The 16,363-nt window shown below is 56.7% G+C and carries 14 protein-coding genes and 1 tRNA gene; 7 read left to right on the forward strand and 8 right to left on the reverse strand.

All coding sequences use genetic code 11. From position 1 onward, the window contains the following. Nucleotides 1-87 precede the first annotated feature (87 nt). Together C5687_RS08715 and C5687_RS08720 are read left to right on the forward strand one after the other, a co-directional pair. Nucleotides 88-867, forward strand: coding sequence for an MBL fold metallo-hydrolase (locus tag C5687_RS08715; protein ID WP_104556749.1), 780 nt, complete (start codon nt 88-90; stop codon nt 865-867). Nucleotides 868-893: 26 nt separating this feature from the next. Then, nucleotides 894-1,853 carry a GlxA family transcriptional regulator gene (locus C5687_RS08720; RefSeq protein ID WP_094918660.1) on the forward strand — a complete coding sequence of 320 codons (960 nt, stop codon included), beginning with the start codon at nt 894-896 and terminating at the stop codon, nt 1,851-1,853. 423 nt (nt 1,854-2,276) lie between these two features. Here C5687_RS08720 and C5687_RS08725 read toward each other — a convergent pair whose 3' ends face one another. The 3 genes from C5687_RS08725 to C5687_RS08735 all read right to left on the reverse strand — a co-directional run bounded on the left by C5687_RS08725 (nt 2,277) and on the right by C5687_RS08735 (nt 5,340). Next, nucleotides 2,277-3,365, reverse strand: coding sequence for an AAA family ATPase (locus tag C5687_RS08725; RefSeq protein WP_104556750.1), 1,089 nt, complete (start codon nt 3,363-3,365; stop codon nt 2,277-2,279). Nucleotides 3,366-3,508: 143 nt separating this feature from the next. Beyond that, a complete protein-coding gene (locus C5687_RS08730; RefSeq protein ID WP_095452053.1) occupies nt 3,509-4,468 on the reverse strand; it encodes a YbgA family protein in 960 nt (319 codons plus the stop codon). A gap of 146 nt (nt 4,469-4,614) precedes the next feature. Then, nucleotides 4,615-5,340 (reverse strand): MerR family transcriptional regulator, encoded by a 726-nt coding sequence (locus C5687_RS08735; protein WP_047957430.1) that lies wholly within the window; start codon nt 5,338-5,340, stop codon nt 4,615-4,617. Nucleotides 5,341-5,457: 117 nt separating this feature from the next. Here C5687_RS08735 and C5687_RS08740 point away from each other — a divergent pair, with 117 nt between their 5' ends. The 3 genes from C5687_RS08740 (at nt 5,458) to C5687_RS08750 (ending at nt 7,580) form a co-directional block, all read left to right on the forward strand. Further along, nucleotides 5,458-5,982, forward strand: a complete 525-nt coding sequence (locus tag C5687_RS08740) for a lipocalin family protein (RefSeq protein WP_104556751.1) — start codon at nt 5,458-5,460, stop codon at nt 5,980-5,982. 78 nt (nt 5,983-6,060) lie between these two features. Beyond that, nucleotides 6,061-7,059 carry a class I SAM-dependent methyltransferase gene (locus C5687_RS08745; protein WP_104556752.1) on the forward strand — a complete coding sequence of 333 codons (999 nt, stop codon included), beginning with the start codon at nt 6,061-6,063 and terminating at the stop codon, nt 7,057-7,059. Nucleotides 7,060-7,142: 83 nt separating this feature from the next. Next, nucleotides 7,143-7,580, forward strand: coding sequence for an acetyltransferase (locus tag C5687_RS08750; protein WP_059386620.1), 438 nt, complete (start codon nt 7,143-7,145; stop codon nt 7,578-7,580). A gap of 29 nt (nt 7,581-7,609) precedes the next feature. Here C5687_RS08750 and C5687_RS08755 read toward each other — a convergent pair whose 3' ends face one another. The 3 genes from C5687_RS08755 to C5687_RS08765 all read right to left on the reverse strand — a co-directional run bounded on the left by C5687_RS08755 (nt 7,610) and on the right by C5687_RS08765 (nt 9,002). Beyond that, complete coding sequence (locus C5687_RS08755) at nt 7,610-7,909, reverse strand: helix-turn-helix domain-containing protein (protein ID WP_025757021.1); 300 nt, start codon at nt 7,907-7,909, stop codon at nt 7,610-7,612. After that, nucleotides 7,906-8,256 carry a type II toxin-antitoxin system RelE/ParE family toxin gene (locus C5687_RS08760; RefSeq protein ID WP_047957433.1) on the reverse strand — a complete coding sequence of 117 codons (351 nt, stop codon included), beginning with the start codon at nt 8,254-8,256 and terminating at the stop codon, nt 7,906-7,908. The genes C5687_RS08755 and C5687_RS08760 overlap by 4 nt, the downstream gene beginning before the upstream one ends. A 651-nt stretch (nt 8,257-8,907) precedes the next feature. Then, nucleotides 8,908-9,002, reverse strand: a tRNA-Sec gene (locus C5687_RS08765). A gap of 327 nt (nt 9,003-9,329) precedes the next feature. Between C5687_RS08765 and yicI the strand changes: the two genes are divergently transcribed. Then, nucleotides 9,330-11,648, forward strand: coding sequence for an alpha-xylosidase (yicI, locus tag C5687_RS08770; protein ID WP_104556753.1), 2,319 nt, complete (start codon nt 9,330-9,332; stop codon nt 11,646-11,648). A gap of 85 nt (nt 11,649-11,733) precedes the next feature. Here yicI and C5687_RS08775 read toward each other — a convergent pair whose 3' ends face one another. Both C5687_RS08775 and xanP read right to left on the reverse strand, forming a co-directional pair. Then, nucleotides 11,734-13,422, reverse strand: coding sequence for an AsmA family protein (locus tag C5687_RS08775; protein ID WP_104556754.1), 1,689 nt, complete (start codon nt 13,420-13,422; stop codon nt 11,734-11,736). A gap of 119 nt (nt 13,423-13,541) precedes the next feature. Next, nucleotides 13,542-14,933, reverse strand: a complete 1,392-nt coding sequence (gene xanP / locus C5687_RS08780; RefSeq protein ID WP_008502668.1) for a xanthine/proton symporter XanP — start codon at nt 14,931-14,933, stop codon at nt 13,542-13,544. Nucleotides 14,934-15,158: 225 nt separating this feature from the next. On the opposite strand from xanP, the gene gltS reads away from it, so the two are divergent. Next, nucleotides 15,159-16,361, forward strand: coding sequence for a sodium/glutamate symporter (gltS, locus tag C5687_RS08785; RefSeq protein ID WP_025757025.1), 1,203 nt, complete (start codon nt 15,159-15,161; stop codon nt 16,359-16,361). The last annotated feature ends 2 nt before the right edge of the window (nt 16,362-16,363 follow it).

Genomic DNA, 16,363 nt, shown 5'->3' on the forward strand with positions numbered 1-16,363 from the left:
CCGATTTCATCGAACATCGCCCTTTAGCCCACAGTGTTCAGCGTGGCCACGGGCTATTCTCTTTTCACACTAACCGGAGAATAGCCCATGAACATCACCCACATTCGCAACGCCACGCAGCTGATTACCTACGCCGGTAAACGCCTTTTAATCGACCCGATGCTGGCCCCGAAGGGCGCATACCCGGGTTTTCCCGGCACGGCACGCGCCGATCTCCGCAACCCGATGGTCGAGCTTCCCGTTGACGTCAACACGCTGCTGGATGCCGATGCGGTGATCGTTACCCATACCCATGACGATCACTGGGATCGCACTGCGGCGGAACTGATCGCCAAAGACAAACCGATCTACGTGCAAAACGACAGTGACGCCGCGCTGCTGCGCAGCCAGGGGTTTAGCAACCTGACGGTGATGACCGATGCGACCCGTTTCGGCGATATTCAGATTGCGAAAACCCACGGCGGCCAGCACGGTACTGACCGCGCTTACGCCGTACCGGAGCTGGCGGCGCGGCTGGGCGAGGCCTGCGGCGTGGTGCTGCGTCATCCTGCTGAGAAGACGCTCTGTCTGGCAGGGGATACCGTCTGGCGTGAAGAGGTGGCAGCCGATCTGCAAAAGCACCAGCCGGATGTGGTGGTCCTTAACGCTGGCTATGCTCACGTTATTGGTTTTGGGCCGATTATTATGGGCCAGCAAGACGTGCTCAACGTCCATTTCCTGCTGCCGCAGGCCCACATTGTGGCGAGCCACATGGAGGCCATCAACCACTGCCTGTTGACCCGCAGCGCGCTGCGTGAGTACGTTGAAGCCAACCAGGTGAGTGACGCAGTGAGCATTCCCCAGGACGGTGAAACCATTATATTCTGAGTGTTTTAAAGGGAAGGGAGAAACTGATGTCGCTCATCAACGTCGCCATTGTCGCGGTAGACGGGTTCAGCCCGTTCCATTACTCCGTTCCCTGCATTCTGTTTGGTGACTCGGTCTCCGGCGAAAAGCGCTTTAACGTGACGATTTGCGCCGAAACGCCCGGTTTCCTCACATCAAAAGACGGATTTGCCCTCAATGCTACGCAGGACTACTCCGCCATCGGACAGGCCGATATTGTCGTCGTTCCCTACTGGCAGCATGTCCTTGAACGCCCGCCTCAGACGCTGCTCGACAGCCTGATACAAGCAAGAGATCACGGCGCGGAGATTGTCGGGCTGTGTCTGGGGTCGTTTGTGCTGGCTTATGCGGGGATCCTCGACGGCAAACGTGCGGCCACCCACTGGGAGTTCGAACGCCAGTTTCAGTCGCTCTTCCCGAACGTCCGGCTGGATATCAATGCCCTCTACGTGGATGACGGCAATATCATCACTTCCGCAGGCACTGCCGCCGCGCTGGACTGCTGCCTGTATATCATTCGTCAGCGCTTTGGCAGCGTGGTTGCTAACCAGATCGCCCGCCGGATGATTGTTCCGCCCCACCGTGATGGCGGACAGGCGCAATTCATTGCCCAGCCGGTGCCGAAAGATACCCGGGACGGGCGGATTAACGGCCTGATCGACTATCTTCAGCAGCACATCACCGAACCGCATAGCCTGGATTCGCTGGCGGAAGTGGTTTCCATGAGCCGCCGCACCCTGACCCGTCATTTTGTTAAGGCCACGGGGATGAGCGTCGCCGACTGGCTTACCGCCGAGCGCCTGCGGCGCAGCCAGATCTTGCTTGAAGCGGGAAATATGCCGATTGAAAACGTGGCCGAGCTGGTGGGATTTAATTCCGCTGTCACCTGGCGACAACAGTTTAAGGCGCGTTTTGGGGTCAGTCCGGCGGAGTGGCGAAAGACCTTTCGTGTTCACTCGTCTTTATAATTCTGTCTCGATGGAATAAAAAGGTGTGGGCGGCATCTTCTGGCTGACGGTTACGAGCGATCCTAACGAGAGTGCTTTAAACACCGTAATCTATTGTTTTCTACTTTGGCGCCAGTGTCTTTTTAGCGTGATCCTGTTATTTGCTGTTTAATGCTGATGTATCCGACGGGCTTCAAGATTTATCATTGTTTCAGCCCATGCACGGGTGTTCTGACCAGGGAAAAGTGCAATATCCATTTTAATTTTCTCATCTGATAACCAACGTTTACAGATTATCCTGCCAGCAGAAACTGGCGACAATAAATTGGATAATGTATCTCGAGCTCAGAATTCGCCAAAGGCATACCCGGCGGAAATCATCTTCGTCGTTGATGGCGACCTTGAAAGTGGTGACTGGAGAAAAGGAATGCAAGGAACAAAGCATTACCCCAGCCTCTCCACTCTCGTCTCTCCCTCCACCATCGACAGCTGATACAGCGAAAACGATCGATGTTTCTCAATCAAATGCGCCAGCTCCGGCGAGTGGCTGGTGAGCCAGATCTGCGAGTAGCGGCTGGCCTCGGCGATTAAGCTCGCCAGCGCGGGCAGCATCTGAGGATGCAGGCTGTTTTCCGGCTCGTTCAACGCGATAAACGCCGGTGGGCGCGGGCTTAACAGCGCCACCGCCAGGCACAGGAAGCGGAGCGTACCGTCAGAGAACTCTGCGGGCTCCAGCGGTCTGCTCAGCCCTTCGCGCTGCATCATCATCCGGAAGCGTCCGCCGGTGTTGTCGCTGTAAAACACGCAGCCGGGGAAGGCCTGGTCGAGAATGCGCATCAGCAGCAGTTCGTCGCCAATCTCGACAATGGTCTGAAACGCCGCTGCCAGGTTGGCGCCGTCGCTGGCCAGCACCGGGGAGCGGAAACCAACCTGCGGGGCACGCATCGCCGAGCCGGAGGAGACGGAAAACTCATGGTAAAAGCGCCAGTTACGCAGGGACTCGCGCATCTGCGACACTTCCGGGTAAAGATGCGGTTCACCGAGCTGGCCGAACACCGATTCATTCTCATAGAGCGTGCCGCTGTGAGTCACTTTCTCATGATGCACGTTATTCAGAAACACCGCCTGATTCCTGCGCTTCATCAGCTGCGACGAGGGGCGTCGGTGCTGGCCACTCAGCCAGAGAGATTCTGCTTTGATCACCGGATCGAGCTGAAACTGCGAGGGATAGGGCAGCTTCTCCACAAACCCGACCTGCAGCTCGTATTCATAGGTCTCTGTTTCTACCGCCAGATTCATCCGCCGCAGCTGATCGCTGCGGGTTTTGCCTGCCCAGAACACCTTCAGGATGCCGCCCTCGTTTGCCAGCGCCTGGGAAAACTGCCCCTGCGCGGCGCTGTGCATCAGATGTATCGCCTTGTAGATATTCGATTTCCCGGTGCCGTTCGGCCCAAAGACGATGTTGAGCTGCTCTAGCTCCAGCGACATATCGCGGATGGAGCGGTAGTTTTGGATGTGCAGGGTGTTAATCACAGGCAGGCCCCTTTTGCAGAATAAGCCTGTATATAATCACAGTCTTTGAGATGAAATGCAAAAAAGAGACGACAGTGAGGATGTCGTCTAAACGGGCTACTGCTGCGGGCCTCTACGGGTCAATGGGGCCTTCGCGTCTTTATTTACTTAACGGCCAGACGCAGACCCAAATCATCAGGATAGGGATCAAAGTAGTTTTGCGTCATCAGATACCGGTCAGGATATTCGGCAAGGTAGTGCTTCAGCAGCGTGATCGGCGCGAGGATAGGTAACTGTCCGTTGCGATAGTGCAGGATCACATCGCGCAGTTCGCCGCGCTGGCGGCTGTTCAGCTGGTTACGGAAATAGCCCTGAATATGCATCAGTACGTTAGTGTGATTCTTCCGCGAGGCGGGTTTTTTCAGGATAGTCATCAGCTTCTCCCGGTACGCCACGAAGAACGCGTCCAGGTCTTCCCACTCGTGCAGCGAGGCGACGAACGGGCCGATTTCACGGTAACCCGCCTGGTGGTGCGCCAGCAGCTGGAGCTTGTAGCGGCTGTGGAAGTCCAGCAGCGCGCGGCGCGTCAGGCCATTTTTTCGCAGTGTGTTCAGCTCGTGCAACGCAAAAACACGCTCGACGAAGTTCTCCCGCAGCACCGGATCGTGCAGGCGTCCATCCTCCTCCACGGGCAGCCACGGCCAGGTTTCAAGGAGGGCAGCGGTGAACAGCCCAACCCCCTCCTTGCGGCCCCGGTTGCCGTTTTCATCATACAGCCGCACGCGCTCCATGCCGCAGCTGGGGGATTTCGCACAGACGATAAAGCCGGAGAGATCGCCAATTTTCGGCAAAAAGTCTGCCGTAAAGTCCGCCATTTTCTGCGTAACGTCTTCATGAGGCGCATGGCTGAAGCGCATCTGCTTTTCACCGTTCGTCGTCACGATCAGGCGCAGCGCCGGGCGAGGCGTCGGCAGGCCGATGGCCATTTCCGGGCAGACGGGCCTGAAATTCACCCACTGGGCCAGCTCATCCATGACGAAGCCCATACGCTTATGTCCGCCGTCAAAGCGAACGGCGGATCCGGTCAAACATCCGCTAATACCGAGCACAGGTTTCGTTGTCATGGTGTGGTCCTCCCGTTCATATAACTAAAACTTACACAACATGACTAATTTGTCCAAGTATTCGCGGGGCTATTTTTTTTTATCTTTTAAAATCAAGAGGTGTTTGCTGCCATTGCAGGACTGGCTCAGCAGCAGCGGGAAAATCGTCAGAGGATAATCACTTCAAGGGAAACCTGCTGCTGCCACTGTTCCACCTGTTTTTTCCGTGCCGCGGTGAGCTTGCCGCTGGTGACCAGCAGCCATTTGCGCTCCGGGAAAATTTCCGGTGCCAGCGCGTCAGGAGGCGAGGGCAGAATGTCGATCCGGTGGCCCTGCCCGGTGCGCGTCAGGGCTTCGAGCCAGATCTCGCAGGCGTCGTTCAGGTGCCAGCCGCTGAGCAGAATATTATCCCCTGGCGCTTTCTTATCGCCCTCGAGGCAAAACGAGGTGTAGGCGATGATGATGCCGTCAAGGATCGCGCGCAGGGTCATGGCGGCGGCGACGTTAGCTGAGACCTGGCTGCGCAGCGGGCGCAGCACGTTCGTGACCAGCTCGGGTCTTGGGTACTCGCGTCCGGCGTCGTAGATCATCTGGCGCAGGGACTCGATTTTGCCGTCCTGCAGACGTTGCAGCATGTTCTGTTGCAGGGTTTGCCAGTTGTTGGTCCGCCCCGGCGTCGGGCGTTCCAGCAGCGGTTTGACCTGGCCAATCGGGACACCTTTTTTAACCCAGTCGAGGATTTTAAGCGCCTGCTGGACGTCCTCATCGCTGTACTGGCGGTGGCCGCCTTCCGTGCGCTGTGGCTTGAGTAAACCGTAGCGACGCTGCCACGCCCGCAGGGTAGTGGCGGTGATGCCGCTGAGTCTGGCGAATTCGCCGATGGAGTAAGCCATGTCCGTGTCCAGAGTGGAGGAATACTTTCAATATACTACGAATTTTCCCGAACGGGATGAAGCGCCGAAACGGTGCACTACACTTAACATCCAACCGTGCAAATGAAAGGAATTCTCATGAAGCTATGGCCTGTTGTGACCGGTGTTGCCATTGCCCTGACGCTGGTCGCCTGTACATCCCCTACGCCGCCGAAGGGCGTGCAGCCGATTTCCGGTTTTGACGCCAGCCGCTATCTCGGTAAATGGTACGAAGTCGCCCGCCTGGAAAACCGTTTTGAACGCGGGATGGAGCAGGTGACCGCCACCTACGGCAAGCGCAGCGATGGCGGCATTAGCGTGCTTAACCGCGGTTACGACCCAGTGAAGAACAAGTGGAATGAGAGCGAAGGGAAGGCGTACTTTACCGGCGAACCGACCACGGCTGCGCTGAAGGTGTCGTTCTTCGGACCGTTCTACGGCGGCTATAACGTGATCAAGCTGGACGACAAGTACCAGTACGCCCTGGTGAGCGGTCCGAACCGCGATTACCTGTGGATTTTGTCGCGCACGCCCACGATCCCGGATGCGGTGAAACAAGATTATCTGAACACTGCCCGCAGCTTGGGCTTCCGGGTTGACCAACTGGTGTGGGTGAAGCAGTAAAGATCGTGCTTTCTTCGTAGGGTATTACTGGCTCGCCTGGATAGACTTCCGTTAAAAGCCCTACGGAGGGAAGAGGACATGAACTGGCAGCCTTTTCACGGCAATGCACCGGAAAACATGACCATTTTCAGTGCGTCATTTCCCGACGTCAGCGATCGGTGGCCGATGAAAGACGATGCTGTCCGTGAGATTGCCATCCTTGACCGGGCGCTGAAAGCTGAACCTGCGCTACGTCCCCCTCGGGTTGAATACGAAGAGGGGGGAGAGGCGGTGCTTGTCCCGCAGAACCGCTATTCCGAACAGGCCTTTCGCAACCGCCCGGCGCTGACCGCGTGGCGCACCCGGCTGGTGCCCTCCGCGCTGGCGCTGTTTGTGGTGCAAAACCCGCTGGAAGACCGCCTGCCAGACGGAACCAAAATGGACAGCGACAGCCGCCAGTGGTTTATTCACGCTAACGATGCGGTAGGCGTGCGTTCCCGCGCCCGGGTGCTGGCCGCGCTGGTGGATAAATACATTCATAACGAGAGTGAGAACAACTGGGTCAGCCTGGCGAGCGGGGCTGCAATCCCGGTGCTGGAGGCGCTGCGCGAAGCAAAGCTCGACGGCCAGCAGGTGTATCTCACGCTGGTGGACAAAGACCCCGTGGCGCTCAGCTGGGCAGAAACCATGGCGGCCCAGGAGGGCATTGTGGTAGGCGAACAGCTGACCCTGCTTCGGCGCAACCTGCTTCATACGCTGGTGCGTAATGAGGACTTACTGCTGGAGCTGGGTGAGCATCAGGCTGAACTGGTCGATGCGCTGGGGATTTTCGAATACTTCAACGATACCGATGCGGTAATTTTCCTCCAGCGCGCGCTGCGGCTGGTAAAGCCCGGCGGGGCGGTGATTGTATCGAACATGCTGACCAGCAGCCCGCAGATTGACTTTGTGCTGCGCGGTATCGGCTGGGAGGATATTCACCCGCGGTCGTTACAGCAGCTGCAGGATATCCACATTGCGGCGGGCGTCCCGGTTGAAAACGTCACCGTGGTGGTGCCGAAGGATGGGGTGTATGCGGTGATGGAGGTGAGGGTTTAGCGCGATCGGTTCCCTTGAGGAGAGGGGGAACAGGCCGCACAGAGTGACTTGAATGAGTTTGGTTTTCCAGACATGATCTCCCCATGAAAATAGAAACCGCACACCCCTCACACTTCGAACGTCTGGTCGCCATCTGGGAATCCTCCGTTCGCGCCACCCACCACTTTTTGCAGGAAAGCGATATTGCGGCGCTGCGCCCGCTACTGCTCAACGCCTATCTGCCAAATCTCACCGTCGTGATGGCTCGCGATGACGCAGGCGTAATTCATGGCTTTTTAGGCGTGGATGAAAATCGTATTGAAATGCTGTTTGTTGACGATGCGAGCCGGGGAAAAGGCGTCGGGAAATTACTGCTGAAATATGCCATCGCAGAGTTTGGCGTGAATGAAGTGGATGTGAATGAGCAAAACCCGCAGGGCGTTGAATTTTATCGCCATATGGGGTTTAAGCAGGTCGGACGCTCGGAAGTGGACGGGCAGGGGAATCCGTTTCCGCTGTTGCATATGCGGTTGGGTGAATGAATGCTAAATTAACGCAGATATCACGCTTGTTAGATATGAAATGCAACGCGTTTTCCTGTGGGAAGTTCAACGTCGATACGGAGTTTCCCACCCATTGCCTCAATGTAGCGCTTAAGCGTGGCAATTTTTAATTCATTTCCCCGTTGCTCTAGCTGTGTCACTGCGGGCTGGCTCACCCCCATCAGGTCGGCAACATTTTTTTGCGAAAGCCTGAGCTCTTCACGTAAAAGTTGCAGACCCGTTTCGAGGATCATTTCCTCTGCCATCTCTTTAATACGTTGTTGGCTTTCCGGTGAACGTGACGCAATCACTTCATTTAAGGTTTTCACTTGGCTGCCCCCAGGCTTGTCAGATGTAGAGAAAATTCGGCATCTGCAATGCGAATCATTTTTTCATAAAAGGCTTTGTCGTTACTCTTATCATCCGCGCAAAGCACAATGGCTTGACGGACAGGATCAAATGCGAAGAAAGCACGTATCGGCCGACCAGCATATTGAATACGTAATTCTTTCATATGTTTATACCTTGAACCTTTAACCGTATCTGCATAGGGACGAGGAAGATGTGGCCCATAGTTTTGCAGATTTAGCAGATCTGCCAGCACCTTATCCTGTAATCCTTCTTCCTGTGCAAGCAACCATTGCTCGAATACCTTTCCGAACAGAACCGTCCACATGCTTCGTCCATGATAAGCTGTAGCTTATAAAAATAATATAAGCTGTAGTTAATAAATGCAATGGCTGTCATCAATAGCCAGGCTGTTAGTGGCAGGAGTATGACAAAGAAGGGATATCAAACGGATCGCGCAATTAAGAAATTGCGAGGCGCTTTCCAGGAAGTTGATTCTGAATCGCGGCAAGGCCTTTCTCTATCTGCATGAGTTTTTCCTTCGTCCGTTTGTACTCATCCATGCAAGAGAAAAAGAAACCAAATTTGATCGCACCGGAAGCACGATAAAGGACATCCAGTTTGAGGATGAGTTTTAGACTTATGGGGGATTAACCACCAAAAATATTTATTATAAGAACAAGGCAATAAATGATAAGTTAGGGATATATATTAAGAGCTTATCATTGCCCATCATAATAAATGTTACAGTTAAGTTTTTAAAAAATGAGAAAGATATTTCTAACCAAATCTGCTTTTAAATTTTTGTGAACTAACTCGACGTTGCTTTTTCCATTACAGTTCACTTCAATTTTTTAAATAAGTCAGACGATAACACTTCATATTTTAATAAATAAGTGATCATGTTCAAATAAGATGGCTGAAATGAAAGAATCTATTTACAAGTGAAGTTATTTATTACTGAGGCGGATGACAATTTTGGCGGAAGATCACAGGAGTCGAACCTGCCCGGGAACGCTGGCGTCCCCAACTGGATTTGAAGTCCAGCCACCTCACCGGAGATGACGATCTTCCGCGCCTGCATTGCTACATGGAGGCGGGGCGCATTATAGCTACTTTCAGGCATTTACCACATACCCCGACACACTTTTTTCACCTCTCTTTTGACCTGAATACCCCCATTTCAGTTAATTCTTAAGAAAATCCTCATGTTAGCCCTGGGTGTCCCCAACATTTACCCCGATCACAAAAAACAAGAAACGTAATTTGCTAACCAGAAAACGCAATACTCCCCCCTGAAACAATGGTTTAAAACCTCTGTAACCGGTCTCAGTGCCCGTGTCGCCACACGGCTGGCGCCTGACGGCCAGCAAAGGATTACAGAACCAGGAGGACGAAAGTATGAAAATCAGTGATGGAAACTGGCTTATTCAACCGGGGCTGAACGTGACATATCCGGTGCAGGTGTTCGACGTGGAGCGGCAGGGCAATGACCTGGTGGTCTACGTGGCGCCGCGCGACGTGCGGGAACGCGCCTGGCAGCTTGATACGTTGATGTTCACCGTCCGGCTTTTCGCACCGCAGGAAGGGATTGTCGGGGTGCGCATAGAGCACTTCCAGGGGAGGCAGGATAAAGGCCCGCACTACCCGCTCAACGTGCTGAACGAAGTGAAGGTTGAGATTGAAAACAATGCCGAGTTTGCTGAGCTGAAGAGCGGCAACATCAGCGTGCGCGTCACCAAAGGCGAGTTCTGGGCGCTGGATTTCCTGCGCAACGGTCAGCGTATTACCGGCAGTCAGCTGAAAAACAACGGCTACGTGCAGGACACCCATACCGACCGCAATTACGTGTTTGAACGGCTGGATCTGGGCGTGGGGGAAACGGTCTACGGTCTCGGTGAGCGCTTTACCGCCCTGGTGCGCAACGGTCAGCGGGTCGATACCTGGAACTGCGACGGCGGCACCAGCACCGAGCAGTCCTACAAAAATATCCCGTTCTACCTGACCAATCGCGGCTACGGTGTGCTGGTCAACCATCCGGAAAACGTCTCTTTCGAAATTGGCTCGGAGAAAGTCTCCAAAGTGCAGTTCAGCGTTGAAGGGGAATACCTGGAGTATTTCGTGATCGACGGCCCGACGCCGAAAGAGGTGCTGAACCGCTATACCCGCTTCACCGGGCGTCCGGCGCTGCCGCCGGCGTGGTCGTTCGGCCTGTGGCTGACCACTTCGTTTACCACCAACTACGACGAAGCCACGGTAAATAGCTTTATCGACGGCATGGCCGAGCGCGACCTGCCCCTGCACGTCTTCCACTTCGACTGCTTCTGGATGAAGGCCTTCCAGTGGTGCGACTTCGAATGGGACCCGGTGACCTTCCCGGACCCGCAAGGGATGATTCGCCGCCTGAAGGAGAAAGGACTGAAGGTCTGCGTGTGGATCAACCCCTATATCGGCCAGAAGTCACCGGTCTTCCAGGAACTGAAAGAGAAAGGTTACCTGCTCAAGCGCCCGGACGGCAGCGTGTGGCAATGGGACAAATGGCAGCCAGGACTGGCGATTTATGACTTTACCAACCCGGACGCGTGCCGGTGGTATGCCGACAAGCTGAAAGGCCTGGTGGATATCGGCGTCGATTGCTTCAAGACCGACTTTGGCGAGCGTATCCCGACGGACGTGCAGTGGTTTGACGGATCCGATCCGCAGAAAATGCACAACCACTACGCCTTCATCTATAACGAGCTGGTGTGGAATGTGCTGAAAGAGACGGTGGGTGAGGAAGAGGCGGTACTGTTTGCCCGCTCCGCGTCCGTCGGCGCGCAGCAGTTCCCGGTTCACTGGGGCGGCGATTGCTATGCCAACTACGAATCGATGGCGGAAAGCCTGCGCGGGGGGCTGTCGATCGGTCTCTCCGGTTTCGGATTCTGGAGCCACGATATCGGCGGGTTCGAAAACACCGCCCCGGCGCACGTCTACAAGCGCTGGTGTGCGTTTGGCCTCTTCTCCAGCCACAGCCGCCTGCACGGCAGCAAATCCTACCGCGTGCCGTGGGCGTACGATGACGAGTCTTGCGACGTGGTACGCCACTTCACCGAGGTGAAATGCCAGCTTATGCCTTATCTGTATCGTCAGGCGGCGCTGGCCCGCGAGTTCGGCACGCCGATGCTGCGGGCGATGATGCTGGAGTTCCCGGACGATCCGGCGTGTGATTACCTCGACCGTCAGTACATGCTGGGGGATGCGATGATGGTCGCGCCCGTCTTCTCTGAGACGGGTGACGTGCAGTTCTACCTGCCGCAAGGACGGTGGACGCACCTGTGGCATAACGATGAAATCGAGGGCAGCCGCTGGCATAAACAGCAGCATGGCTTCATGAGCCTGCCGGTTTACGTGCGCGACAATACCCTGCTGGCGCTGGGCAACAATAAGCAGAAGCCGGACTATGCGTGGAATGAGGGGACAGCTTTCCAGCTGTTTAACCTGGGCGATGGCATCACGGCAGTGAGCGAGGTACCTGCGACGGACGGTTCAGTGGCGTTTACGCTGAAGGCATCACGTCAGGGCGACACCGTGACCTTTACCGGTGCGGGTGACGCGCGAAACTGGTCGGTCTGCTTGCGCAACGTGCCGGAGGTGAGCGGCGTGAAAGGCGGTTCACCGGCGGGAAGCGAGTGGGGCGTGGTGGTGAAAGCCCAGGGGGATGAGGTGGTGGTTTACTTCTGAGCCGTAAAAATGCCCGGTGGCGCTTCGCTTACCGGGCCTACGGGATCGAGTAGGCCGGGTAAGGCATAGCCGCCACCCGGCTTGTTTATTGCACCGGTGTTGAAACTACACCACCCGTCATGGTCTGCTGCACCTGCTGTTTATCCATATTCACCGCATTCAGCTTGCCGTTGACCGTCGGCTTTAAGGGCGCACTGGCCTGCACGCTGCCGCTGGCGGTGAGCTGAACATTGCCGTCGCCCGCAATCGGCAGCGCCGGCCAGCCCCACTGCTGCAGGATGTTGAGCGGCACGCCGCGTCCGTTCAGGCTCACGGTCGTCTGTCGCTGGGGAAGTTGTGAAACCGTCGCGGTCGCCTCAAGTATCCCTTTCTCGGTAAACGCGCTCAGGTCAGTAATATTCACCGTGGCGGCGTTAGCGTTTAGCGCCAGCGACGGACGACGTACGTCCACACGGTTAAAGGTGGCCGCCGCGCCGTTGAGGGTTACGCTGCCGCCCCAGACGCCCCACTGGCGATCTTTTACCAGCTGCAGGTTTGCGCCATAGCCATCCAGAGAGGTGATCTGCCACGGAAAGGCAGGATCGATGTCGATTACCAGGTTGCGGCTCAGGCCGAATTTTTGCAGCGTGACGCTGTTCAGCCATTCCGGCAGTGGCGCCATCCACAGCGTTTTCCAGTTCTGCGGCAGAGTGTACTCCAGCCCGGCGATGGCGACGTCGTTCAGCACCAGCGCTTTGCCGTCGCGCAGCCAGTTACCGGAGGTTCGCACCATGCCGCCTTCCCAGCGGGAGGTGAACTGGCGTAGCGCCACGCCCTGCGGGGAGAATTCCGCATTGAGGATCGGGTCGAAGAGATGCAGAGAGCCGTAGATGAACTCGCTGGCGTTCATGGACAGGCGGCCTTCCTGGCTCTGCCAGTCGCCTTTGCTCAGCGTCAGGTTGCGCAGGCTTAAATCCAGGTCCGTTACCGCCCAGTCCGGGCCCTGCAGCCGGGCATCGGTAACATCCAGACGACCAATCTGCAGAGAAGGGATGGTGGTCAGCGGGGCGAAGAACGCCATCAGCGTTTTATCGCTCTGCAGACGGATCTCGTTCAGACGCAGGGTGTCGATAATCCAGCTGCCGTCGGCGTTGCGCAGGGCGGAGCCGGTGAGTGAGCCGCGGGCCATATCGGCACCAATGGTGCTGAGCACCACTTCTTTGCCGTTAAGCTGGCCCTCGATCAACACGTTGGTGGCCGGCACGCCGTTAAGGGTCAGCGAGCCGGCGCTCATCTGGATCTGCGCGCTTTTACCCAGCACGTTGCCCGCTTCCGGCTGCCACGGGCTGACGCCCCCCGTCACCTTCTGCGCGCTCAGGTCCCATTCGGTATTGGGGCTGTTAAAAGCCATATTGTTCAGTTGCAGACGGTCCGCCTGGAAGGGCAGCGGTGCGGTTTGCGGGGAGAGATTCAGCGTACCGTCGAACAGGGTGATGGTGTCCATATGCAACGGATCGGTGAGCTGGCGGCTGCTCAGGCCAATATCGACTTTTTTGGCAACCAGGGTGGCGGGTTTACCGTCCCGACCAAAGGTGACGTTTTCCAGAATGATGTGAGAAGGCGATGAAAAGCGGTGGTTCATCTTGTCGAAACTGAGTTCGTAGTCGGTATTCACCGTCACCCAGCTGCTGACCTGAGTCGCGCCCCAGCGGGTCTGGAGCAGAATATAGAGCGCCAGCAGCACAATGAGCAGGGCTACCAGAAGATAGACGAGCAGCTTTCCAATAAATTTCATGGTCTTCCATCCCGCAAAACGCACATAGAGGAGTTATGCACGATTTATGAGCAATCCTCAAGGCGGGAATGGTGTAAAGAGATGTCACGGCAGGCATTGACAGCCTGCCGTGAGGACGATCAGTTTTTCTCAGGCGGGAAAACGAGGTTCAGCACGATAGCGGTGATACCGCCCGCAGCAATGCCGGAAGAGAGCAGGTTTTTCACCCAGTCAGGGGCAAACTGCAGGATCAGCGGCTGCTGAGAAACGCCCAGACCGACGGCCAGCGACAGGGCAATAATCATGATCGCGCGACGGTTCAGTGGCTCACGGGAGACGATGCGCACGCCGGAAGCCGCGATAGTCCCGAACATCACCAGCGTCGCGCCACCCAGCACCGGCTCAGGGATGTGCTGCACAAAGCCACTGACTGCCGGGAACAGGCCGAGAACGATCAGCATCAGCGCCACCACGAAGCCGACGTAGCGGCTGGCCACGCCGGTCAGCTGGATCACGCCATTGTTCTGGCCGAAGCAGGAGTTCGGGAAAGTGTTGAACACCGCGGAGACAAACGAGTTCAGGCCGTTCGCCAGCACGCCGCCCTTCAGACGTTTCATATACAGCGGGCCGGAAACTGGCTGTTCGGAGACATCGGAGGTGGCGGTGATATCGCCGATGGTCTCCAGAGAGGTAATCATAAAGACCAGCATCAGTGGCAGGAGCAGACCCCAGTCGATGCCCAGGCCGTAGTAGAGCGGTGTCGGGACGGTGATCAGCGCGCTGTTGGCTGGCGCGGTGTTCTCCGGCAGCATGCCCAGCGCCCACGCCAGCAGATAGCCCGCCGCCATGGCGATTACCAGCGAGGCGACGCGCAGGTAAGGGTTACGCTGACGGTTAAGCAGAATAATGATGGCCAGTACGACGCCCGCCAGCAGCAGGTTTTTTGGTGCGCCAAAGGTGTGGTCGCTCATTGCGGCATAACCGCCGCCAATGGAGGTGAGGCCCACCTGAATCAGTGACAGGCCGATAATCATTACCACCACGCCGGAAACCAGCGGCGTGATGACGCGACGCGCCAGATGCAGCACGCGGGAGATCACCATCTCCGTGCAGCTTGCCAGCATCAGGGTGCCAAACAGCGCCGCCATCATGGTCGGGACATCCGCACCGCCGGTTTTCAGGGCTGTACCTCCCATGATCAGCGGCGCCACAAAGTTAAAGCTGGTGCCCTGAATCGACAGTAATCCCGACCCCACCGGACCCCACGCTTTAATCTGAATAATCGAGGCCACGCCGGAGGCGAAGAGAGACATGCTGATGATGTGCTGCGTATCCTGCGCCGGTAAGCCGAGCGCCTGACAAATCAGCAGCGCCGGGGTGATCACCGCAACAAACATCGCCAGAAGATGCTGGCAGGCAGCGAAAAGCGTCTGCGGCAGCGGCGGGCGGTCTTCAAGGCGGTAAATCAGTTCGCTATTTTGCTTCTGCGCAATCGGTTGCGCATCAGGCGACTCTATGGTGTTAACGGACATCGGCGGCAATCCCACGGTGGAAAAGCGGGCATTTTATCTGACCACCTGGTAAAAGCAAACGATTGCCAGCAAAAAAAGACAAGAAAATCTGCCGCTGTGAGCAGGTTTTCTACATCCGAGAAGGAAAAAAAATTACACTTTTTGCGCCGGGAGCTCATGAAGAGCGCAAACCGGCCCAGGATAACGCCGCGTGTGTATGGAACACGCGCAAAACAGGAGCCTTCTATGATTCATCTTGATACGTTGTCGACCCTTGTTGCCGCAACGCTGGTCTTGCTGCTTGGTCGTAAGCTGGTACATAGCGTTTCCCTTCTGAAGAAATACACCATCCCTGAACCTGTCGCCGGCGGCCTGCTGGTGGCGCTGGCCCTGCTGGTGCTGAAAAAAAGCATGGGCTGGGAAATCGATTTTGATATGTCCCTGAAAGATCCGCTGATGCTGGCCTTTTTTGCCACCATCGGCCTCAATGCCAACCTGGCGAGCCTGCGGGCGGGCGGTAAAGTGCTCGGCGTATTTTTGATTGTGGTGGTCGGGCTGCTGCTGATGCAAAACGCCATCGGTATCGGGATGGCGACGCTGCTGGGGCTGGATCCGCTGATGGGGCTGCTGGCAGGGTCAATTACGCTGTCTGGCGGCCACGGCACCGGGGCGGCGTGGAGTAAATTGTTTATCGAGCGCTATGGCTTTGAAAATGCGACGGAAGTGGCGATGGCCTGTGCCACCTTTGGCCTGGTGCTGGGGGGCCTGATTGGCGGCCCGGTGGCGCGTTATCTGGTGAAGCACTCCACCACGCCGGACGGCAGACCGGACGATGAGCTGGTCCCGACCGCCTTTGAGAAGCCGGACGTCGGGCGCAGCATTACCTCACTGGTGTTGATTGAAACCATCGCGATGATTGCCATCTGCCTGACCGTGGGCAAAGTGGTTGCGCAAGGGCTGGCGGGCTCCGCGTTTGAGCTGCCGACGTTTGTCTGCGTGCTGTTTATCGGGGTGATCCTCAGCAACGGTCTGGCGCTGATGGGCTTCTACCGCGTGTTTGAACGGGCGGTCTCGGTGCTCGGCAACGTCTGCCTGTCGCTGTTCCTGGCGATGGCGCTGATGAGCCTCAAGCTGTGGGAGCTGGCCTCGTTGGCGCTGCCGATGGTGGCCATTCTGGCGGTGCAGGCCCTGTTTATGGCGCTCTATGCCATGTTCGTCACCTGGCGCATGATGGGTAAAAACTACGATGCGGCGGTGCTGGCGGCGGGTCACTGCGGGTTTGGGCTCGGGGCAACGCCAACGGCAATCGCCAACATGCAGGCGATCACCGAGCGATTCGGGCCATCGCACATGGCGTTTCTGGTGGTCCCGATGGTCGGGGCATTCTTTATTGATATCGTCAACGCGCTGGTGATTAAGCTGTACCTGATGTTGCCGATGTTCGCCTGAAG

Source organism: Enterobacter sichuanensis (genome assembly GCF_002939185.1).
Classification (GTDB): Bacteria; Pseudomonadota; Gammaproteobacteria; order Enterobacterales; family Enterobacteriaceae; genus Enterobacter; species Enterobacter sichuanensis.